Annotated in this window: 20 protein-coding genes; 9 read left to right on the top strand and 11 right to left on the bottom strand. The window is 71.9% G+C overall.

Annotated elements, in window-relative coordinates; genetic code table 11:
- Positions 1-54: 54 nt before the first annotated feature.
- From HNR73_RS36845 to HNR73_RS36860, 4 genes are all read left to right on the top strand, one after another.
- A complete protein-coding gene (locus tag HNR73_RS36845) occupies positions 55-2001 on the top strand; it encodes an acetoacetate--CoA ligase (protein ID WP_184792710.1) in 1947 nt (648 codons plus the stop codon).
- A gap of 113 nt (positions 2002-2114) precedes the next feature.
- Positions 2115-3638 carry an MFS transporter gene (locus HNR73_RS36850; RefSeq protein WP_184792711.1) on the top strand — a complete coding sequence of 508 codons (1524 nt, stop codon included), beginning with the start codon at positions 2115-2117 and terminating at the stop codon, positions 3636-3638.
- 76 nt (positions 3639-3714) lie between these two features.
- A complete protein-coding gene (locus HNR73_RS36855) occupies positions 3715-4428 on the top strand; it encodes a hypothetical protein (protein ID WP_184792712.1) in 714 nt (237 codons plus the stop codon).
- Between the two features lie 86 nt (positions 4429-4514).
- On the top strand, positions 4515-5291 hold the full coding sequence (locus HNR73_RS36860) for a hypothetical protein (RefSeq protein WP_184792713.1): 777 nt from the start codon (positions 4515-4517) through the stop codon (positions 5289-5291).
- Here HNR73_RS36860 and HNR73_RS36865 read toward each other — a convergent pair.
- The 4 genes from HNR73_RS36865 to HNR73_RS36880 all read right to left on the bottom strand — a co-directional run bounded on the left by HNR73_RS36865 (position 5288) and on the right by HNR73_RS36880 (position 8990).
- Positions 5288-5827 carry a DUF4913 domain-containing protein gene (locus HNR73_RS36865; protein WP_184792714.1) on the bottom strand — a complete coding sequence of 180 codons (540 nt, stop codon included), beginning with the start codon at positions 5825-5827 and terminating at the stop codon, positions 5288-5290. The two genes, HNR73_RS36860 and HNR73_RS36865, sit on opposite strands and share 4 nt — an antisense overlap.
- Positions 5824-6876 carry a WD40 repeat domain-containing protein gene (locus HNR73_RS36870; RefSeq protein WP_184792715.1) on the bottom strand — a complete coding sequence of 351 codons (1053 nt, stop codon included), beginning with the start codon at positions 6874-6876 and terminating at the stop codon, positions 5824-5826. The genes HNR73_RS36865 and HNR73_RS36870 overlap by 4 nt, the downstream gene beginning before the upstream one ends.
- Positions 6877-6884: 8 nt before the next feature.
- Complete coding sequence (locus HNR73_RS36875) at positions 6885-7865, bottom strand: caspase family protein (protein ID WP_184792716.1); 981 nt, start codon at positions 7863-7865, stop codon at positions 6885-6887.
- 153 nt (positions 7866-8018) lie between these two features.
- Positions 8019-8990 carry a stage II sporulation protein M gene (locus HNR73_RS36880; RefSeq protein ID WP_184792717.1) on the bottom strand — a complete coding sequence of 324 codons (972 nt, stop codon included), beginning with the start codon at positions 8988-8990 and terminating at the stop codon, positions 8019-8021.
- Between the two features lie 83 nt (positions 8991-9073).
- On the opposite strand from HNR73_RS36880, the gene HNR73_RS36885 reads away from it, so the two are divergent.
- Positions 9074-9949 (top strand): RDD family protein, encoded by an 876-nt coding sequence (locus HNR73_RS36885; RefSeq protein ID WP_184792718.1) that lies wholly within the window; start codon positions 9074-9076, stop codon positions 9947-9949.
- A gap of 2 nt (positions 9950-9951) precedes the next feature.
- Here HNR73_RS36885 and HNR73_RS36890 read toward each other — a convergent pair whose 3' ends face one another.
- Positions 9952-10788, bottom strand: a complete 837-nt coding sequence (locus HNR73_RS36890) for an SDR family oxidoreductase (RefSeq protein WP_184792719.1) — start codon at positions 10786-10788, stop codon at positions 9952-9954.
- A 72-nt stretch (positions 10789-10860) separates the two neighbouring features.
- On the opposite strand from HNR73_RS36890, the gene HNR73_RS36895 reads away from it, so the two are divergent.
- Both HNR73_RS36895 and HNR73_RS36900 read left to right on the top strand, forming a co-directional pair.
- Complete coding sequence (locus HNR73_RS36895; protein ID WP_184792720.1) at positions 10861-11679, top strand: phosphotransferase family protein; 819 nt, start codon at positions 10861-10863, stop codon at positions 11677-11679.
- A 51-nt stretch (positions 11680-11730) separates the two neighbouring features.
- The gene (locus HNR73_RS36900; protein WP_184792721.1) at positions 11731-12528 is read left to right on the top strand and encodes a DinB family protein; all 798 of its coding nucleotides are present in this window, start codon (positions 11731-11733) and stop codon (positions 12526-12528) included.
- Here HNR73_RS36900 and HNR73_RS36905 read toward each other — a convergent pair whose 3' ends face one another.
- Positions 12529-13113 carry a class I SAM-dependent methyltransferase gene (locus HNR73_RS36905; RefSeq protein ID WP_184792722.1) on the bottom strand — a complete coding sequence of 195 codons (585 nt, stop codon included), beginning with the start codon at positions 13111-13113 and terminating at the stop codon, positions 12529-12531.
- A 76-nt stretch (positions 13114-13189) separates the two neighbouring features.
- Here HNR73_RS36905 and HNR73_RS36910 point away from each other — a divergent pair, with 76 nt between their 5' ends.
- Entirely contained in the window at positions 13190-13942 is a 753-nt protein-coding gene (locus tag HNR73_RS36910) for a lysozyme (RefSeq protein WP_184792723.1), read from the top strand.
- A 160-nt stretch (positions 13943-14102) separates the two neighbouring features.
- Here HNR73_RS36910 and HNR73_RS36915 read toward each other — a convergent pair whose 3' ends face one another.
- The 5 genes from HNR73_RS36915 to HNR73_RS41090 form a co-directional block, all read right to left on the bottom strand.
- Positions 14103-15449 (bottom strand): DUF58 domain-containing protein, encoded by a 1347-nt coding sequence (locus HNR73_RS36915; RefSeq protein ID WP_184792724.1) that lies wholly within the window; start codon positions 15447-15449, stop codon positions 14103-14105.
- Positions 15446-16366 (bottom strand): AAA family ATPase, encoded by a 921-nt coding sequence (locus HNR73_RS36920; RefSeq protein WP_221331325.1) that lies wholly within the window; start codon positions 16364-16366, stop codon positions 15446-15448. Before HNR73_RS36920 ends, HNR73_RS36915 begins: the two co-directional genes overlap by 4 nt.
- 116 nt (positions 16367-16482) lie before the next feature.
- A complete protein-coding gene (locus HNR73_RS36925) occupies positions 16483-17784 on the bottom strand; it encodes a DUF4350 domain-containing protein (RefSeq protein ID WP_184792726.1) in 1302 nt (433 codons plus the stop codon).
- Entirely contained in the window at positions 17781-18356 is a 576-nt protein-coding gene (locus tag HNR73_RS41085; protein ID WP_184792727.1) for a DUF4129 domain-containing protein, read from the bottom strand. Before HNR73_RS41085 ends, HNR73_RS36925 begins: the two co-directional genes overlap by 4 nt.
- Positions 18353-19237, bottom strand: a complete 885-nt coding sequence (locus HNR73_RS41090; protein ID WP_184792728.1) for a hypothetical protein — start codon at positions 19235-19237, stop codon at positions 18353-18355. Before HNR73_RS41090 ends, HNR73_RS41085 begins: the two co-directional genes overlap by 4 nt.
- A 256-nt stretch (positions 19238-19493) precedes the next feature.
- Between HNR73_RS41090 and mtrA the strand changes: the two genes are divergently transcribed.
- Complete coding sequence (mtrA, locus tag HNR73_RS36940; protein WP_184792729.1) at positions 19494-20183, top strand: MtrAB system response regulator MtrA; 690 nt, start codon at positions 19494-19496, stop codon at positions 20181-20183.
- Positions 20184-20191: the final 8 nt, after the last annotated feature.

The following is a 20191-nucleotide window of genomic DNA, read 5'->3' on the forward strand; positions in this document are numbered from 1 at the left end:
GATCCCGGATGGCAGGATGGGCGCGGTCACAGTGTTGTGGGAGGACGGACGAGCATGGCCGACGAGCTTTGGACACCGACGCCCGAAACGGTGCGCGACAGCCGCATCGGGGGTTATCTCGACTGGCTGCGCACCGAGCGCGGTCGCGAGTTCGCCGACTACGCCGCCCTGTGGGAGTGGTCGACGACCGACCTCCCGGCCTTCTGGGACTCGATCTGGGACTTCTTCGAGGTCGGCGAGCGTCGCGGCCCGGCCCTCGATCCCGCCGAGATGCCCGGCGCGACCTGGTACCCCGAGGTGGAGCTGAACTACGCCGAACGGGTCCTGCGCGCCCCCGGGCTCGGTGACGACGACCCGGTCGTGTTCGGCTACTCCGACTCCCGCGAACCCGTCGTCGTGACGCTCGCCGGGCTGCGCGACCAGGTCGCGCGCTGCCGCGCCGGACTCGTGCGCGCCGGGGTCGGCCGCGGTGACCGCGTCGCCGCCTATCTGCCCAACATCCCCGAGGCCCTCGTCGTGCTGCTGGCGTGCGCGAGCCTCGGCGCGATCTTCTCCAGCTGCGCCCCGGAGTTCGGCACCCGCAGTGTGTGCGACCGCTGGCGCCAGATCGAGCCGAAGGTGCTCGTCACCGTCGACGGTTACCGGTACGGCGACAAGACCGTCGACCGCCGCGTCGAGGTCGCCGCGATCCGGGCGGACCTGCCGTCCCTGACGAGCGTCGTGCACGTGTCCTATGTGGGCGGCGAGATCCCCGACGCGGTGTCCTGGCAGGACTTCCTCGCCGAGGAGGCGCCCCTGGAGTTCGTCTCCGTCCCCTTCGGGCATCCGCTCTACGTGCTCTACTCCTCGGGCACCACCGGCCTGCCCAAACCCATCGTGCACGGCCACGGCGGCATCCTCCTCGAACACCTCAAGCAGCTCGCCCTGCACCACGACCTCGGCCCCGGTGACCGCTTCTTCTGGTTCTCCACCACGGGCTGGATGATGTGGAACTACCTCGTCTCGGCGCCCGCGGTCGGTTCGGCGATCGTCATGTACGACGGCAATCCCGGTCACCCCGACCTCGGCCGTCTCTGGCGCCTCGCCGAGGAGTCGGGCATGACCTACTTCGGCACGTCAGCGCCCTATCTCCTCGCCTGCCGCAAAGGCGGGCTGCGGCCCGCCGACATCGCCGACCTCTCCGCCCTGCGCGGTGTCGGCTCGACCGGCGCGCCCCTGCCGCCCGAGGGGTGGCGCTACGTCTACGACGCGATCTCCCCCGACGTGGTGCTCACCTCACTGTCGGGCGGCACCGACGTGTGCACCGGCTTCGTCGGCGGCGTCCCGATGCTGCCCGTCGTCGCCGGTGAGATCACCTGCCGCTGCCTCGGTTCCCGCGTCGAGGCCTTCACTCCCGAGGGCAAGCCCGTCATCGGGCAGCAGGGCGAGCTGGTCATCAGTGCGCCGATGCCGTCGATGCCGGTCGGTTTCTGGGGCGACGAGGACGGCTCCCGCTACCGCGACGCCTACTTCGGCACCTACCCCGGCGTGTGGCGCCACGGCGACTGGATCACCGTCTCCGAGCGCGGGACGTGCGTTATCACCGGCCGCTCCGACGCGACCCTCAACCGCGGCGGCGTGCGCCTCGGGACCGCCGAGTTCTACTCCGTCACCGAGGGCATGCCCGAGGTCGCCGACTCCCTCGTCGTCCACCTCGAAGACGACGAGGGCGGCGCCGGGCGGCTCCTGCTGTTCGTCGTACCGGCCGCGGGAGTGGCCTTCGACGACGCGCTCGTCAAGCGCATCCGCACCGAACTGCGGGTGAACCTCTCCCCGCGGCACGTCCCCGACGAGATCCACGCCGTCCCGGCGGTCCCGAAGACCCTGTCGGGCAAGAAGCTCGAAGTCCCCGTCAAACGCATCCTCACCGGCACGCCCGTCGACGAGGCCGCGGCGAAAGGTGCGCTGGCCAACCCCGAATCCCTGCCCACCTACCTGCGCTTCGTCGCCGAAACGTCCTAAAAGGGACGATGCTGCGGATAGCCTGAGGTCGCCGATGTGACGTGAATGCGTACAGGCCGCCGTGCCCGGGTATCGACGGTCATGCACGCCGACGAACCCAGCGGGGAGACGCCATGAGCACAGCGTCAGTACGCAGCACGGTCCCGACGCGCCTCGACCGTCTGCCCTGGTCGAGGTTCCACTGGCTGGTGATCATCGCCCTGGGCACCGCCTGGGTGCTCGACGGCCTGGAAATCCAGATGGCCGCCTCGATCGCCTCGGTGCTCACCGACAAGGACACCCTCGCGCTGACCTCCGCCGAGGTCGGCGCCTCGGCGTCGGTGTACCTCTTCGGGCAGGTCGTCGGCGCGCTGCTGTTCGGCCGCCTCGCCGACCGGCAGGGCCGCCGCAAGATGTTCATCCTCACGCTGACGCTGTACCTGGTCTTCAACGGCCTGGCCGGTCTCTCCCTGAACTTCTGGATGTTCGCGGCCTTCCGCTTCATCGCCGGCATGGGCATCGGCGGCGAGTACGCCGCCATCCACTCCGCCATCGACGAACTCATGCCCGCCCGCTACCGCGGCCGCGTCTCCCTCGCCATCAGCGGCACCTACTGGGCCGGCGCCGCGCTCGGCGCCGTCATGGGCGCCTTCCTGCTCGACCCGGACATCTTCGGCAAGGACGTCGGCTGGCGCCTGAGCATGTTCATCGGCCCGCTCATCGGCGCGGCGGTGTGGCAGCTGCGCAAGCACATCCCCGAAAGCCCGCGCTGGCTCATGACCCACGGGCGGGAGGAGGAGGCCGAGAAGACCGTCAAGGAGATCGAGGACTACGTCCGCTCCAAAGGCGGCACGATCGAGCACGTGCACGAGGACGAGGCCATCGAGGTACGGCACTATCCACCCGTCACCTACCGCGAGATCGCCTCGGTGATGCTGAAGAAGTACCTCCGGCGATCCACCCTCGGCTTCGTGCTCATGGTGACCCAGTCCTTCCTGTACAACGCGATCTTCTTCACCTACGGGCTGGTGCTCGCCGACTTCTACGGCATCGCCGACGAGACGATCCCGTGGTTCTTCATCCCCTTCGCGCTGGGCAACCTGTGCGGGCCGCTGGTGCTGGGCCGCTACTTCGACACCATCGGCAGACGCGCCATGATCGGCGGCACCTACCTGGTGTCGGCGGCGATCCTGGCCGTCAGCGGGTACCTGTTCTGGATCGACGCGCTGACCGCGGTCACGCAGACGGTCCTGTGGTGCGTGGTCTTCTTCATCGCCTCGGCGGCGGCCTCCTCGGGTTACCTCACGGTCAGCGAGATCTTCCCGCTGGAGTTGCGCAGCCAGGCGATCGCGTTCTTCTTCGCCATCGCGCAGTTCTGCGGGGGCGTGATCGCGCCCTGGCTGTTCGGGATGCTGATCGGCGACGCGTCGAGCCGCACGCCCCTGTTCATCGGTTACCTCCTCGGCGCGGGATTGATGTGCCTCGGCGGGGTCACGGCCATCACCCTGGGCGTGAACGCCGAACGGAAGTCCCTGGAGGACGTCGCGACCCCGTTGTCGGCGGTCAAGGCCGCCGCGGCCCGCGAGGAGGCGACGGGCGAGGAGATCATGGAGGAGATCCAGCGCGACCGGGACGACGACGGCAAGCCCCAGCGGTAGGGGAGTCGTCGCCGAGGCCCTTGTGCGGCGGGCGCCACTGGCACAGAATGTGGTGATCACCGTGCGGAGGGCAGAGATGACCGAGGCGCAGCCGATCGGGGCACCGAGCGCGATCCGCCGCCAGCTGGGTTCGGCGCTGCCGCCGCACGTCGGCGAACCGCACCTGTTCCCCGTCGGGCACTTCGCCGGACCGGTCTACCCGCATCGGGGCGCCGCCGCGCCCGACTCCTTCGAGATCCGCTACCGCGACGGCGTCTTCTCCCTCAGCGCCGCCGAGTACGTCATGTGGGCCAGCGCCCACGGTGAGCCCGCCGACCTCGCCGGGTCGCCGCTGACCCGGGCCGACGCCGAGAAAGCCGCCCGCCTCGCCGGGCTCGACGCGCCCGGTCCGGTGCTCGACGGGTTGCGCGCCGACGGGCTCGTCGCCTTCGTACCGTCCGATGTGGAGGGTGCGCGCGCGTTCGCGATGACCCACCAGATCCGGCCGCTGGCCCTCGGCCTCGGCAACTCCCCGGAACGGCCCGGCGTCTTCGAGATCGGCATGCCGGGTGCCGCGCGGGTCAGTGTCGGCTACGACGTCTACCACATCTGGCTTTTCGCGCACCTCGCCGCCGATCTGTGGTCGGCCCTCGCCGAGATGGCCCGTGAGGCCGCCGACGCCAACGCCGAGGAGAACGGTGAGGATCGCCCGCGACTCGTCGACGACCCCGACATCCTGCTGCGTCACGTGATCGAGGCCCTGCCGGTGCTCATCTCGACGAGCTGCGTCTATCTCGACCGCCGGGCCTGAGACCGCCGCGCCCACCGGGCCTTGTGGACGAACCGGCGCTCACGCAGAATGAGTGCGGTCCCGAGACACGGGTGGAGGGGGCGACGGTGGCGTCAGCGAAGAACGCGGGTGCGGTCGGCGACCGCACCGAAACCGTGAACACCGCGCCCGACCTCGGCGCGATCCTGGCCGAGACCCGGCGGATCCGCCAGGAGTTCGCCGAGCACGGCGGCGGCCCGCTCGACAACTCCAATGTGGAACTCGTGCTGCCCGTAGGCCATTTCGCCGGTCCCATGTTCACCCGTCCCGAGGCCGAGGCGCCGGAGTCCTTCGAGGTCCGCTTCCGGGACGGCGTCTTCTCCTTGAGCGCCGCCGAGTACGCCGTGTGGGCAGTCGCGCACGGCGATCCCGAGTCGGTCGGCGCCTCGCCGACCACCCGCGCCATGGTCGAGGACGCCGCCTCGCGCGCCGGCGTGCGCGAACCCGCGCCGCTCTTCGACGGCCTGGCCAAGGACGGCCTGCTCGTCCGCACCCGCACCAGCGGACCGGACGCCGAGGAGTTCGCCCGCAGACACCAGATCCGGCCGCTGGCGCTGGGGCTGGGCAACACGCCCCAGTCGCTGGGCGGCTTCCAGATCGGCATGCCCAACGCGCCCCGGGCCACCGTCGGCTACGACGTCTACCACATGTGGCTCTTCGCGCATCAGGCCGAGAACCTGTGGGGGGCGATCAGCACGATCGCCGCCGAGGCCGCCGCCGCGAACCTGGAGGAGGGCGACGAGGGCGTGCGCCTGATCGAGGACCCGGAGACGCTGCTGACGGGGTTCCTCAACGCGATGCCCGTTCTGGTCTCGACGAGCTGCGTCTACATCGACCGCTGCTAGGACCCGCCCGGCTCCTCCAGGTGAGCGGCGAACGCCGCCACGTCCACATCGGACTCCCATGCGCCGGGCTCCTCGGCGTGGCCCTCGTGGCAGAGCACGAACATCCGGCGCAGACGCGGGACCGCGCGGTCGAGAACGTCGCGCCACCAGCTGGGATGGCTGGCGTCGCGCGCCGGGTCGTAGGCGTAGGCCCGCGCCTGCCACAGCGCGCCCAGCTCCTCGACCGCGGCCGGATGCCGCCACCAGCAGGGCAGGACGACCCTGCGCAGCTGCTGGCGTTCGACGAGCCCGGCGACGAAGACCGCCAGCTCGCCGAGCAGCCGCGCCCGCTCGGGTCCCGCCAGTGTGGACCAGTCCACGGCGGTACCGCGGGCCGGAGTCCGCGGCGGCTCCTCCAGCTTCCGGACGCGGGCTTCGAGGACGCCCTGCTGCTCGCGCGCGCGGTTGAGCTCCTGCTGGAAGGCCCGGATGGTGTTCAGCTGCTCGGCGAGGACCTCGGCGAGCTCGGTCGTGGAACTGTCGCTTGTGTCGGTCATGTCGCTCGGGCTTCCTGTTCGGTGTCGGTGATGCGGTCGGACCCGCGGGTGTGGAGCGAGAGCCGCGGGCCGTGCCCGACGGCGAGCCGTCCGTCGGCGCCGAGGTCGAAGAGCGCGCCCTCGGCGGTGGTGGGCACACCGTCCACTTCGGAGCCGTCGGCCAGGTCCCAGGCCCGGATGCGCAGGTCCTCGGCGGAGGTGACGAGCACGTCGCGGCCGTCGAGCCGCGCGAAGCGGACCTTGGTGGTCGGTCCCGCGTGGCCTTCGAGGCTCAGGACGGGCCGGCCGGTGCCGGCGTGCCAGACGCGGACGAGGCGGTCGCCCGTGGTGGCGGCGAGGTCGCGGTGCAGGGCGATGTCGTGGACCCAGCCGTCGTGGGCGCGGATCCGGTAGTGCGGGCGGGATCGGGCGAGGTCCCAGCCGATGACCTCGCCGTCGTCGGAACCGCTGAGCAGGTGCGGGCCGTCGGCGGCGAGCGCGCCGACGGGAGCGGTGTGTCCATGAAGGACGGTCCCGCCGGAGTCGTCGTCGAGGTCCCACACCCGGACGGTGCCGTCCTCTCCGCCGGTCGCGGCCAGGCCGGACGCGAGGAACCGGGCGCAGTAGACGGCGTCGCGGTGGCCGCGCAGGGTTCGCCGCGGCCGGGTCGTCGCGATGTCCCAGACGATGGCCGTCAGGTCGGCGGACGCGCTCAGGACGAGCACGCGTCCCTTGTGGACGCCCATGGCCAGGCTGTGGATCACGCCGTCGTGTCCCCGGAGCACGCCGTGTCCGCGGCCGCTCGCCGGATCCCAGAGCCGGACGGCGAAGTCGTCGCCGCTGCTGGCGCACAGCGGTGTGCGGCCGAGCGGGTCGCCGATGAGCCGCCTGGCCGGGCCGTCGTGCGAGCCGAGGACGGTCGCCTCGCCGTCGGCGCCGAAGAGCGTGACACGGCCGTCGACGTCGGCGGTGAGCAGGCCGTGGGCTGTGCCGAGGACACCCCAGATGAGGTGCTCCTCAAGGGTTCCGGGACTGAGGGGGAGACGCCTGGTCCAGGACTCGGTCCACATGTGACGGATCAGCTCCTCGGCCTTTGGCGCGTGGTGGGCGGTGGCGGTTCGGGGCCGCGCTCGGGGGCCGCGCCGGGTGTCGCGTCGAGCATGGACGACCGCTCGGCGTTCGGGACGACCTGGGCCCCGCCCGGCCCGCGGGCCGCACTCGACCGGAGGAAACTCGAATAGGAGGAACCGGCCTTTCGGCCGCCGCCGGTGAGGACGGCCGGTGCGGTGAGCCGCGACCGGCCGGCCTCCGCCGGAGCGGCCTTGACATTGTGCGCCCACGGTGGCGCGGGCGGGGTGCTGCGCTTGAGCAGCGGAAGGGCGCCGTCGCCGCGGATGAGGTGTTCCGGCGTCTGATCACCCTCCCGGTCCCGCATCTCCCGGAGCAGAGCCTCGGCCAGCATGCTCAGCGAGACGGGGTCGGTCGCGGACCGCACGAAAGTGCCGAGGCAGTCCACGAGCGCGCCCGTGTACCGCGATAAGGGTTCGCCCGGAACGGCGAAGGACGGCCGGGTGCGCATACTGGAGGCGAGGATGGCGACGCTGCTGCGAGCCGATCCGGCCGACAGCGCCCCCGGCAGATACGTGGCGGCACCACTGAAGCACGAGTCGAGGACGAGCACCTTCAGCTTCGCGCCGATCTTCCCCAGCGCCCGCAGCGCCGCCGCGAGGGAGTAGCAGTACTGCTCGTAGTCCCTCTTGTAATAGGTGCTGCGAGTCGCGAAGTAGATGTCCTCGTGGTCCTCGTCCAGAAAGGCGTGCCCGGCCAGGTACAGCAGGAACACGTCGTCCCCGGTGACCTTGCCCGCCGAGATCTGCAGATCCTGCTCGATCTGCGACTGCACGGGGTTCTTGGTCGACTCGACGACGAAACCCCAGTGCGGCAACGCGTCCTTGAGGGCCTCGACGTTGGTGCCGGCGGCCGGCAGATCCTCGATGCCGCAGCCGTCCTGGTAGCTGCTCATGCCGTACAGCCGCGCGTACCGTCTCCCGATCTCCACGCTAGGGCGCTTTCGGGCCGGCCGTGCGGACCGGCCCGGGCGAGCTCACCCCGGGCTTCCGCTCCGTGCGCAGCTCCACGCGCAGCCTCCCCGTCTCGCTCCACTGTGGCCGGTGACGTCACGATACGGCCTGGCGGCCGCGCGGCGCCAGCCTCAGCGCACGTCGGCGGTGAGGTCGCCCGTCTCGCCCTCGGCGATGGCGCGGCGGCCGAGGATCACCACGTAGGCCAGGAAACCGACCCAGACGAAGGCGCCGATGGTGATGGCCAGCGGCGCCGGGAGGAACGGCGTCACGAAGCCCTCGATGAGGCCGCTGACGAACAGCACCGCGACCAGTCCCATCGCCACCATCGCACCCGAGCGGGCCGCGGCGGCCAGGGACTGCCCGCGCGTCAGCGCCGGACCCGGCGCGATCCACGACCAGCCGATTCGCAGCCCGACACCGGAGGCGACGAACACCGCCGTCAGCTCCAGCAGCCCGTGCGGGGCGATGAGCAGGAAGAACGTGTCGGCGCCGTCGTTGCCGACCATCACGCCCCCGGTGATGCCGAGGTTGAGGATGTTCTGCCACAGCACGTACAGCGTCGGCAGGACCAGCACGCCCCCGATGAGGGCCTGCGCGGCGACGAAGGCGTTGTTCGTCCAGACCCTCAGGAAGAAGTTCTGCGCGGCGTACTCGCTGTAGTAGGCCTCGAAGTCCTGGTTGACCAGCGCCTCGATCTGCTCCGGCGACATCAGCGCCAGCTGGGTGGCCGGATGCGCCGCCACGAACCAGATCAGACCGCCCCCGATCAGCACGAAGGAGGCGATCACGCCCGTCCACCACGGCCACGCCTGGTACACCGTCGCCGGGAACGTGTGCGTGAAGAAGCGGACGAACTGGCGCGGCGAGGTCCGCGTCGTTCCGGTGATCGCGCTGCGCGCCCGCAGCACCAGCTGCGACAGCCGTGCCACCAGCAGCGGGTCGGGCATCCGGCTGCGCACGACCGCCAGGTGCGTCGCCGCGCGCTGGTACAGCATCATCAGCTCGTCGGACTGCTCCGCCGTCAGTCGCGCGCCCCGGCTGAGCTGGTCGAGGCGCAGCCACTCGGCGTTGTGTTCGGCGACGTAGGCATCCAGGTCCACGCAGCGACGGTACCGCCCGACGGCAACGCCCGGGCGCTCGGACGCGTGAGCGCCGACGGGCGCGCGTACGGCACACTGGGCGGGTGGCAGCCGACGCGTCGACCATCCTCCCCGGCCGCTTCGTCAGCGGCGAAGCGGTCGAACTCGACGTGCGCGTCGCCCGCCTCGGCTCGCGGATGCTCGCCTTCGCCCTCGACCTGATGGTCCTCGCCGGTGCCGCGCTCCTGCTCAGCACCCTCACCACGTACTTCCTCAGCGAACTCGACCAGAGCGGCGCCGACGTCGACGGCGCCCTGGTCAGCGCGTTCGTCCTGATCGACCTGATCATCCTGTTCGTGGTGATCCCCGCCGGCGTCGAGACCCTCAGCAAGGGCCGCTCCGTCGGCAAACTCGCCGCCGGCCTGCGCGTCGTCCGCGACGACGGCGGACCCATCCGCTTCCGGCACGCGCTCGTGCGCGCGCTCGTCGGCGTCACCCTCGAATTCCCCGGACTGCTGCTGCCCGGTATCACCTGGCTGGTCGGGCTGTGGACGATGCTGATCAACCCGGCGGGCAAACGCCTCGGCGACCTCGCCGCCGGCACCGTCGTCATCCACGAGCGCTCGCCCGCCGTGTGGGGCTGGATCCCGCTGATGCCGCCGCAGCTCGGCGCGTGGGCCTCCCTGGTCGACCTCGCCGACCTCGACGACGAACTCGCGCTGGCCGTGCGGCACTTCCTGTCCCGCAACGCTCAGATCCGCGAACCCGCCCGCACGGCGCTCGGGCAGGCCCTGGCCGCGGAACTGGCCGCCAAGGTCGTGCCGCCGCCCCCGCCGGGGACACCCGGCTGGGCCTTCATGAGCGCGGTCCTCGCCGAGCGCTACCGGCGCAACGCCGGGCGCCTCGCGGCGAGCCGTGCGGTGACCGCGCAGGTCTGGGACACGTTGTACGGGCCCCGGGTGGAGAAGGTCGGGGGTTAGCCCTACAGCTGCTCGATCGCCTCGCGCAGCCCCGTCGCCGGGCGGCCCGTCAGGGTCGCGACCGCGTCGGAGACCACGTTCATCTCGCCCGTCGCGATGGCCGCGTAGGACGTGATCCAGCCTTCGACCTCCCAGTCGGCGGCGCCGTAGCCACCGCGGGAGGCGCGGGCCTCGTCGAGACTCTCGGGGACGTAGTGGACGCCCTTCCCGGTAACGGTCGACAGGATCTCGGCGGTCTCGACCATCGTCAGCGCCTTCGGGCCGGTCAGGTCGTGGACGCGGCCGTCGTGGCCCTCGGTCATCAGGACCGAGGCGGCGGTGTCGGCGACGTCGCGGCGGGCCACCCAGGCGACGCGTCCGCTCCCGGCGGGGCCGCGGATGGCCCCGTCGTCCCAGGCCATGCCCGGCACGTAGTCGGCGTACAGGCTCGGCCGCAGGAAGGTCCAGGCGAGTCCGCTCGCCTTGATGTGCTCCTCGGTGGCGAAGTGGTCGCGGGCGAAGGTGAAGGTCGCGTCGGGTGCGGCGGCCAGGAACGACAGGTAGACGATCCGCCGGACACCGGCCGCGACGGCCGCGTCGACCGCCGCGAGGTGCTGCTCGACCCGGTCGGCCGACTCGGTCGCCGACACCAGGAACACCGTCGAGGCCCCGTCGAAGGCCGCGCGCATCGCCGCGCCGTCCCCGTACGACGACGCCCGCCGCACCTCGGCGCCCGGGTACTCGGGCGCCCGGGACGGGTCGCGCACGACGAGGGTCATGGCGGCGCCCGCCGCGGCGATGTTCGCCGCGACCGCGCCGCCGATCGCGCCGGTGGCGCCGGTGATGGCCAGTCCGCTCATGCCCTGTTCCTACCAGAGGCGTCGCGGAAAACCGCGCGACTCGGGAACACGTCCCCCTTAGTCTCGGGCCTCATGGACCCCTCGGCGCTCCTCGACCAGCTGGGCATCACCGCGCCCGCCACGCCCATCCACGGAGGCTGGGCCTCGTGGACCTTCGACATCGGCGGCACCCGCATCCTGCGCGTCGCCCGCAACGACGAGATCGCCGCCGCCCACCGCCGCGAGGAGCGGCTGCTGCCCGAACTGGCGCGGCACGTCACCTTCGCCGTGCCGGTCCCCGAGACCGTCGGCGAGTTCGGCGGCCACACCTACATGCTCTATCCGCGCCTGCCGGGCCGCGCGATCGGCGCGGGCGACCGGGTCGGCGAGGTCGCCGGCATGCTGCGGGAGCTGCACTCCTTCCCGGCCGAACGGGCCGCGGAACTGCTCGGCCGCCCGGTCGGCGGCTGGCGGGACGAGTACGCGCGTGACCGGATCTGGATCGACGGCGAGGTCATGCCGCGACTGGAGCCGGGGCTGCGCGCGGTCCTCGCGAAGCGGCACGACGAGGCCCTCGACGCGCTCACCGGGTTCACGCCGGTGCTGGTGCACCGCGACCTCGGCACCGAGCACATCCTGTGCGGCGAGGACGGCTCGCCGACGGCGCTGATCGACTTCGAGACGGCGCTCGTCGGGGACCCGACGATCGACTTCGTCGGCCTGTGGATCACCTTCGGCGAGGAGGTGACGCGCGACCTGATCGCCGACTACGGCGGGACGGTGTCGCCGGACCGCCTGCGCTTCTACGTGTGGATGGGCGCGGTCCACGCGATCCGGCACGGCGTCCAGGAAGGCGACGAGGAACTCGTCGCCGACGGCATCGCCGGACTGACCGCGCGGCTGGAGATGTAGCCCGCCGGTTCCGGACGCGGAACGTCCGGAACCGGGCCTAGCCTGTCGGGCATGACCGAGTTTCGTGAACAGGACTTCTCCGGGGCGTGCTTCGAGGACGTGAACCTCCGTGACACCTCCTTCACCCGCATCCGCTTCAACGGCGCCCGGATGCGCGAGGTCGACTTCGGCGGCGTGCGCGTCCACGGCGCCCTCTTCGGCGACACCCGCCTGCGCGGTGTGTACATGCGGGGCGTCGAGATCAGCGGTGAGCTGCGCGACGTCGTCGTCAACGGCGTCGACGTCGCACCGCTCATCGAGGCCGAACTCGACCGCCGCGACCCCGACCGGGTCCTCATGCGGCCCGGCGACCCCGACGGCTTCCGCGCCGGCTGGGCCGCGCTGGAACGCCGCTGGGAGGGAACGATCGCGCGGGCGCGGACCTTCCCCGAGGACACGCTGCACGAGCGCGTCGACGGCGAGTGGTCCTTCATCCAGACCCTGCGGCACCTCAACTTCGCCTACGCGAGCTGGGTCGACCGGATGCTGCTCGGCGTGGAAGCCCCGTGGCACCCGCTCGACCTGCCCTGGGACGAGGCGCCGGGCTGGCCCGGCGTCGTGCCCTGGGACCGGGAGGCCAGGCCTTCGCTAGACGAGGTCCTCGCCGTCCGCGAGGAGCGCAAGGCGACGATCGGGCGCGTTCTGACGGCGCTGACCGACGAGCTGCTGGCCGGCGAGGTCACACGGACGTCACCGGGCTACCCGAGCGAGGAAGGCGTGCCCTACCGGGAATGCCTCCTCGTCGTCCTCAACGAGGGCTGGGAGCACCGGCTGTTCGCCGAACGCGACCTGACCGCGCTGGAAGGCTGATCACCGGGGGCGTCGCGCGATGAACTCGTGGACGTGCCAGTGCTTCGGGCCGCCGAGGGCCTGACCGTCGGCGTCCTCGACCTCGAACCACACCAGGTCGAGGCCGTCGAGGAGCTCGCGGGCGCGTTCCTCGGTGTGCCGGCTGATCCAGGGGAGTTCGGCCCAGGTGTCGCGGTCGCCGAGCAGGTGCCCGGCGAAGACCCCACCGGGTGCGAGGGCCGCGCGGATCGAGGCCCACAGGCCGTCGAAGCGTTCCGGTTCGGTGAAGAAGAGGCTGTAGCCGGCGTAGATGTAGTCCACGGTGGGCAGTGGCACGTCGGCGAGCCTGGCCTCGATCAGGGTGAGTCTCCCCGGACGGCCCTCGGCGCGTTCGCGCAGGTTGTCGATCGCCTTCGGCGTGCTGTCGACGGCGGTGAGATCCCAGCCGCGGTCGAGGAGGTCGACGCTCTCGTTGCCCGCCCCGAAGCCCAGATCGAGGGCGCGGCCGGGGGCGTCGAAACCTTCCAGGGCCTTGAGATGCACCGCACGGGCCGGCCGGTGGTTGGTGTGCTCGACGAACGGTGCCCAGTCGGGCCGTTTCTCCATGGGCGGATTCTGGCACGCCCGCCTTGCTACCGGTGGGTAGAGTGCGGCGCATCCCTTCAATCCCGAAAGGAGCAACATGACCCGTTTCGCATTACCGCGTAAGCGGAGCGTGATCGCCGTCGTCGCGGCGATCGCCATGCTGGCCGCCGGACTCTGGCTGGCCCGTCCGGCCTCGGCCGACGCGCCGCCCGAGGGCATCGACGTGTCGGGCCACCAGGGCGACGTGGACTGGGGCGCCGTCGCCGGCGCCGGGATCCAGTTCGCGATGATCAAGGCGACCGAGGGCACGAGCTACACCAACGACCACTTCGCCCAGCAGTACGTGGGTTCCTACGAGGCCGGGCTGATCCGGGGCGCCTACCACTTCGGGCTCCCGAACGTCTCCTCCGGCGCCGACCAGGCGAACTACCTGGTCGACCACGGCGGCGGCTGGTCGGCGGACAACCAGACCCTCCCGGCCACGCTCGACATCGAGTGGAACCCTTACGGAGCGGCCTGTTACGGCATGTCGGCGGGATCGCTGGTGGCCTGGACGCACGACTTCCTCAACACCTACAAGGCCCGCACCGGCCGCGACGCGCTCGTCTACACCGCGGCCAGCTGGTGGAACGACTGCATGGCCGGTTCGACCGACTTCGTAGCGAGCAATCCATTGTGGATCGCCCACTACGGGGTGTCGACGCCGAACATGCCGAACGGCTGGCCGGTGTACACCTTCTGGCAGTACACCTCGACGGGCTCGGTGCCCGGCGTGAGCGGCAACTGCGACCGCAACATCTTCAACGGAAGCCGCGACCGGCTCATCGCCCTGGCGAACAACACGCCATAGCGAGACGTTGAGGTGGCCCGGCGAGAGCCGGGCGGGCAAGACGCGAGACCCGGCACGCGCCCGGGCTCCGGAGACGGGGCCCGGGCGTTTTAGTGGGCGGCGCTGCGGGAGATGTCGCCGGCTCGCGCCCACTCCGGTGCGCATCGGTCGGCTTCCCCGGCTAGAGCCGCCCGCTCGCCTTCAGCGCCAGATACGCGTCGGTCACCTTGCTCGCGAACACGTCGGCGGGCTGGTCGACGACCTCGACGCCGTAGCGCACGAGGCTCGCCGCGACCCGGCGCCGCTCGACGAGCGACTTCTCCGCGGCGGCGGCCTGGTAGGCCACGTCCATCGGGTCCCCGTCGCCGTATCCGCGCCGGGTTCGCATGCGCGCGATGACCGGGTCGCTGACGGCGGCCACGATGACCTTGTGCCGTGATGCCAGCTGCGGCAGCGCCGGGAGCAGCGACTCGGCGATCGCGCCCGGCTCCAGCGACGTGAAGATCACCACCAGCGCGCGCTTGGCCTCGCGTTTGAGCACCTCGGCGACGACGAGCCCGAAGTCGGTCTCGACCAGCGCCGGTTCCAGCGGGGCCAGGGCCCGCACCAGTTTCGGCAGCAGCCCGCGCCGGGCGCCGCCCTCGATGACCGCGCGCACCTCGGTGTCCACGGCGAGCGCGTCGACGCGGTCACCCGCGCGGGCGGCGACCGCCGACAACAGCAGGGCCGCGTCGATTGCGGCGTCCAGGCGCGGCTCGGCGAGGCCGCCGCCGTTGGTGTCGCCGACCTGCACGGCCGAGGTGCGGCCGGTGTCCAGCACGCACACGACGCGGCGGTCGCGCTCGGGCCGCCAGGTCTTCACGATCACCGACTCCCGGCGGGCCGACGCGCGCCAGTCGATCGAGCGGATGTCGTCGCCGATCACGTACTCCCGCAGCGAGTCGAACTCGCTGCCCCGGCCGCGTCCGCGCGCGGCGACGGCGCCTTCCAGGACCCGCAGCCGGGAGTACTTCTCCGACAGGTGCCGCCGCGAGTCGAAGCGCGGCAGGACCCGCAGCGTCCACGGCGGGCTGACCTTGTCGGCACGGGCGCGGGGGGTCTGGCGGTAGGCCAGGCGCATCGGGCCGTGGGAGCGGACGGTCACACGCACGGCAGGCCGGTCACCGCGCCGGGTCGGCGTCAGCGTCGTCACCAGCTCGCGCGCCTTGCCTGGCGGGAGCGTCACCGGGTGGGAGGCGGGCGTGGCCCCGGCGGAGGGGACCCACGAGTCGTGCAGGGCGCCGTGCAGGGTGCGCGGCCCGTCGTTGCGGACGTGCAGTGTCACCGTCGCCGTGCCGGTCAGGCGCACCATCTTGTCGCCCGACCGCCACATCGTCAGCCGGTCCAGCGGCGCGGCCATCATCGCGTCGGCCAGGCACGCCACACCGACCAGCACGATGTACAGCAGCAACCCCAGCCACGGCAGCGGCCACAGCGGCAGGGTCAGCAGCAGGACGCCGAAGACGACGACCGGGCGCCAGGTGATCATCGCGGCGTCGGGACGGTCGCCAGCAGCGAGTTCAGCACGTCGTCGGAGGCGATGCCCTCCAGCTCGGCCTCGGGCCGCACCTGGATCCGGTGACGCAGGCACGGGCGGGTCAGGGACTTCACGTCGTCGGGAGTCACGTAGTCGCGCCCGGCCAGCCACGCCCACGCCTTCGACGCGTTGAGCAGCGCCGTCGCCGCACGCGGCGAGGCGCCCAGGGACAGCGACGGCGAGTGCCGGGTGGCCTGCGTGATGTCGACGATGTAGCCCATGACCGGGTCGGCGACCTGCGTCGCGGCGACCGCGCGTTGCGCGGCGGCGATGTCCTCGCCGGTCGCGACGGCCCGCACACCGGCGGCCGCGAGGTCGCGCGGGTCGAAACCGGCGTGGTGCTTGCGCAGCACGTTCAGCTCCTCCTCGCGGGAGGGCGGGTCGACGGTCAGCTTCAGCAGGAACCGGTCCAGCTGCGCCTCGGGCAGCGGGTAGGTCCCCTCGTACTCGACCGGGTTCTGCGTCGCCGCGACCAGGAACGGCTCGGGCAGCGGACGCGGCTTGCCCTCGACGGTTACCTGCCGCTCCTCCATGACCTCCAGCAGCGCGGCCTGCGTCTTCGGGGGCGTGCGGTTGATCTCGTCGGCCAGCAGCAGGTTCGTGAACACCGGGCCGGGCCGGAAGTCGAAGTTCGACGAATGCGTGTCGTAGATCAGCGAGCCCGTCACGTCACCCGGCATCAGGTCGGGCGTGAACTGGAGCCGCTTGGTGTCCAGCGACAATGCGGCCGCCAGGGTCCGCACGATCAGGGTCTTGGCCACACCCGGCACGCCCTCAAGGAGGATGTGCCCCCGGCACAGCAGCCCGATGACCAGCCCGGACACCGTCGACTGCTGCCCGACGATGACCTTGCCGACCTCGTCACGCAGACGGCCGAGGGCCGCCCGCGCGCGGGCCGTGTCGGCCGGGCTGACCTGCGGCGCCGCCGCGACGGGCGCGGAGCCGGACCACTTCGCGCCGGCCGTGGCGCTGACGGGATTCTCGGTCACCTTCGGTGCCGCCTTTCATGAGGGCGCTCGCCGAGGACGGCGTGCTCCAGGGAGTCGAGCGCGTGGATCGAGTTGAGCAGGTCCTGGTCGGAGCCGGGCGGCGGCCCGAACAGGATCATGCGCACTTGCTGCCGGTCCCGTCCGGCGCGGGCGGCGACGGTCTCCACGATCTGGCCGAGGTCGGCCTTCGAGGACAGGCCGACCGCGGGCAGGATCCGGTGCAGGGCGCCGTCGCGCATGGCGCTGAGCGCGGCCTCGCGCCCGTCGCCGCGCCGGTAGAGGCGGGCGCGGCCGTAGACGGTCTCGGCGGCCGGGACCTGCACCGGCAGGGGTTCCACGACCGGCGGGCCGAGCCGGCGGCCCCGGGCCAGCGCGGCGAGCGCGAACACGATGAGCAGGCCGATCAGCGCCGCCCACATCCAGGCCGGGAAGGCCTTGTACAGCGGGTTCTCGGGGCTGCTCGCCTTGGGCGGGACGTAGGGGTCGGGCTCCTGCTCTTCGCCGTCGTACTTCGGGGGCGGCTCGGACGCGTGCATGTCGAGCCACACCAGATTCGGGCGCGTGGCGAGCATCCCGACGGCCAGCTCGCTGTTCCCGGCGGCGTTGATGCGCGCGTTGTCGAAGGGGTCGGCGGCGCCGACGACGACGATCTCGGGCATCTCCTCGACGGAGGGGACGGTGACCATGGAGCCGTCGTAGCAGGGCACGCCGATGGTGACCGGCTGCATGCCCTTGGGCGGGTCCGGTGCGGCGTAGCGGTCGCGGAACACCTCGGCGGGACCGGCCGCGGCGGCCTCGGGGACGTTGCAACCGGGCTCGGCGAGCCCGGTGGCGATGCGGCTGTCGGCGACCTGGAGACCCGTCAGCGCCATGAGGCGGAAGGCGCCGGGCCGGACCAGAACGATCCTGGTGCCCTCCGGCAGGTAGCTCATCTCCAGCAGCTGGTCGGCGCGCACGAAGTCGGGCGCGGGGACGAACAGGGTGGTGTTCGGCCGCCCGGCGGCGGCGAGCGCGTCGGCGACGTTGGTGGCGACGGTCGTGGCGATCCCGCGCTCGGTGAGCCGCTGCGCGAGGACGCTGCCCCCGAAATCGCTCGTGGCGGTGGGGGACAGGTAGTCCTCGTCACCGGGGGACGGCGTCTCGACCGACACCGCGATCACCGTGAGGATCGCCAGGAGGAACACGACCGCGTAGGGGGTGATCAGTCGGGGCTTCGACCAGCGGCTCTTCTTCTTGACCGGGCCTTTCGCGGCGGGTGCCGCCTCGACCGTCTCGGGCGGGGGAGTCGTCGTGGTCATGTCGCGCTCCCGGCGAGGCGGCCGCCCGCGGCGGCGGAGATCGTCGCGTCGAGCTCGGCCATGCGCTCCACGTGCCCGGCGTCGGCCTCGTGCTGGCCGTACCAGATGTCGGAGAAGATCCGCGCGGCCTCGTCCATGGCGACCGCCGCCGGGGGCAGCGCCGCCGAGGCGGCCGCGGCCAGTTCGGTGACCGTCCAGCCCGGGCGGTGGTCGATGAGCTCGCGGTCGATGAGGTCGCGGACGCTCGCGCGCAGCCACTCGCGCACGGCGCGGCGGTGATCGCCGGCGGCGGCGTAGGCGCGGGCACGCGCGCGCAGCTGGTCGGAGGGGAGGTCGGGGACTTCGTCGTCGAGGACTTCGGCGGCCTTGTCGTACTCGACGACGCCGTCGTACCTGCGCTCCCGCCGCAGCCAGCCCGTGCCGTGCGAGAACAGCGCGACGACCGTGGCCAGGATCAGCAGCGTCAGCAGCAGCCCGCCGACGCCGAGGGGGTACCAGTCGGAGATGTCGGCGACCAGCTGCGACCACCAGCGCGCGATTCCGCCCGAGACGGGCCCGTCGTTCTCGCTCACCGCGGCGGCCCTCCGTGCGGCGGGTACACGAGCATCCGCGGCGGCGCGAGGTTCGGGGCGTCGCCGCGGGCCGCGGCCCGGGTCAAGACGATGTCGAGGCCTTCGGTGCGGATGCGCGTCTCGATCAGGGTCACGGCGTCGAGGCACGCGAGCATCGCGTAGGCCATGGTGTTGATGGCGAGGTAGGCGCCGCCCAGGACGAGCAGCAGGTTCCCCTCCAGGATCGACGAGTAGGACGCGATCTGGTCGGCCGCCGACCAGGCACCGCAGGTGATGGCCAGGCGCACCAGCAGCCACGAGCCGTATCCGAGCAGCCGGACGCCCGCCGCGCGGCAGCCCGCGCGCCCGGCGAGGGCGAGGCCGCGGCCGATCGCGGTCCCCAGTGGGGCTCCGTCGATGATCAGGACGGGCACGATGAGCCCGCCGAAGGCGTAGACGACGAACCACGGCAGCCCGCACATCGCCGCGGTGAGCGCGGCGACCGGCGCGATGATCACCGCCACGACCACCACCCGCCCCCACGGCACGCCGCGCACGTACAGCTCGGCGAAACCGGGGGCGGGACGGTCGAGGACCGTCGCCAGCGCCGCCCGGCTCGCGGGCACGCCAAGGACGGTGATGATGAGGATCTCCGTGGTCAGCCCGGCGATCATCCACAGCCACAGCACGGTCGGTTCGCCGAAGAGGTCGGAGGAGTACCTCGGGGCCAGCGCGTCCTGCGTCGACAGCCGCATCCAGGTCATGATGACCTGCTCGACGGCCGCGAGGCCGAAGGAACCGGCCAGCAGGGGCTTCCAGTGGGCGCGCAGCAGCGTGGCGGCGGCGTCGAGCAGCTCGCCGACGGTCATCGGGCGCAACGGGAGCACCTGCGTGCCGCTCACCTGGTCCCCTCTCCGACGCCCGGTGGTGCCCGCCCATCGTGCCATGGCCGCGCTCGTGGCCGCGGGAGCGCTGTCACGGGGTCCGCGACCTCGCCGGCCGGGCCGTCCACACCGCCCGTTCACCTGGCCGTTCGGGTGGTAACGAGACTCACAACGCGCAAAATGTCATGATCAGGACTGATTCGTCTCTTAACAGTGAGTAACCCCCACCGCCACGATTGCAAGATTTATTCATCGGGATGGAACTATGGAGCGCATGAGAGCACGGGTACTGGTTGTTGACGACGATCCCGCCCTGGCGGAGATGCTCGGCATCGTGCTGCGCACCGAGGGGTTCACACCGTCGTTCGTCTCGGACGGCGAACGGGCACTGTCGGCGTTCCGGGAGAACGGCCCGGACATCGTGCTGCTCGACCTCATGCTTCCCGGCATGAGCGGCATCGACGTCTGCAAGGCCATTCGCGCCGAGTCGGGCGTGCCGATCGTGATGCTGACGGCCAAGAGCGACACGGTCGACGTCGTCCTCGGGCTGGAGTCGGGCGCCGACGACTACGTCGTCAAGCCCTTCAAGCCCAAGGAGCTGGTCGCGCGCATGCGCGCCCGCCTGCGCGGCAGCCAGGACGACATGCCCGAGCGGCTGACCATCGGCACGCCGGGGCTGCGCGTGGTCGTCGACGTGCCCGCGCACACCGTCACGCTGAACAACGCCGAGGTCAAGCTGACCCCGCTGGAGTTCGACCTGCTCGTCGCGCTGGCCCGCAAGCCGCGCCAGGTCTTCACCCGCGAGGTCCTCCTTGAGCAGGTGTGGGGCTACCGGCACGCCGCCGACACGCGGCTGGTGAACGTCCACGTGCAGCGGCTGCGCGCGAAGATCGAGCCGGACCCGGAGAACCCGCAGCTCATCCAGACCGTGCGCGGCGTCGGCTACAAGGCCGGCATCGGTTAGACCGAGCC

The sequence above is a fragment of the Phytomonospora endophytica genome, assembly GCF_014202425.1.
In the GTDB taxonomy this organism is placed as follows: Bacteria; Actinomycetota; Actinomycetes; order Mycobacteriales; family Micromonosporaceae; genus Phytomonospora; species Phytomonospora endophytica.

Bases quoted from the DNA above. Each gene is read 5' to 3' on its own strand.
- HNR73_RS36845 (WP_184792710.1), top strand. From the start codon at position 55: ATGGCCGACGAGCTTTGGACACCGACGCCCGAAACGGTGCGCGACAGC.
- HNR73_RS36850 (WP_184792711.1), top strand. From the start codon at position 2,115: ATGAGCACAGCGTCAGTACGCAGCACGGTCCCGACGCGCCTCGACCGT.
- HNR73_RS36855 (WP_184792712.1), top strand. From the start codon at position 3,715: ATGACCGAGGCGCAGCCGATCGGGGCACCGAGCGCGATCCGCCGCCAG.
- HNR73_RS36865 (WP_184792714.1), bottom strand. From the start codon at position 5,827: ATGACCGACACAAGCGACAGTTCCACGACCGAGCTCGCCGAGGTCCTC.
- HNR73_RS36870 (WP_184792715.1), bottom strand. From the start codon at position 6,876: ATGTGGACCGAGTCCTGGACCAGGCGTCTCCCCCTCAGTCCCGGAACC.
- HNR73_RS36890 (WP_184792719.1), bottom strand. From the start codon at position 10,788: ATGAGCGGACTGGCCATCACCGGCGCCACCGGCGCGATCGGCGGCGCG.
- HNR73_RS36895 (WP_184792720.1), top strand. From the start codon at position 10,861: ATGGACCCCTCGGCGCTCCTCGACCAGCTGGGCATCACCGCGCCCGCC.
- HNR73_RS36900 (WP_184792721.1), top strand. From the start codon at position 11,731: ATGACCGAGTTTCGTGAACAGGACTTCTCCGGGGCGTGCTTCGAGGAC.
- HNR73_RS36905 (WP_184792722.1), bottom strand. From the start codon at position 13,113: ATGGAGAAACGGCCCGACTGGGCACCGTTCGTCGAGCACACCAACCAC.
- HNR73_RS36910 (WP_184792723.1), top strand. From the start codon at position 13,190: ATGACCCGTTTCGCATTACCGCGTAAGCGGAGCGTGATCGCCGTCGTC.
- HNR73_RS36915 (WP_184792724.1), bottom strand. From the start codon at position 15,449: ATGATCACCTGGCGCCCGGTCGTCGTCTTCGGCGTCCTGCTGCTGACC.
- HNR73_RS36925 (WP_184792726.1), bottom strand. From the start codon at position 17,784: ATGACCACGACGACTCCCCCGCCCGAGACGGTCGAGGCGGCACCCGCC.
- mtrA (WP_184792729.1), top strand. From the start codon at position 19,494: ATGAGAGCACGGGTACTGGTTGTTGACGACGATCCCGCCCTGGCGGAG.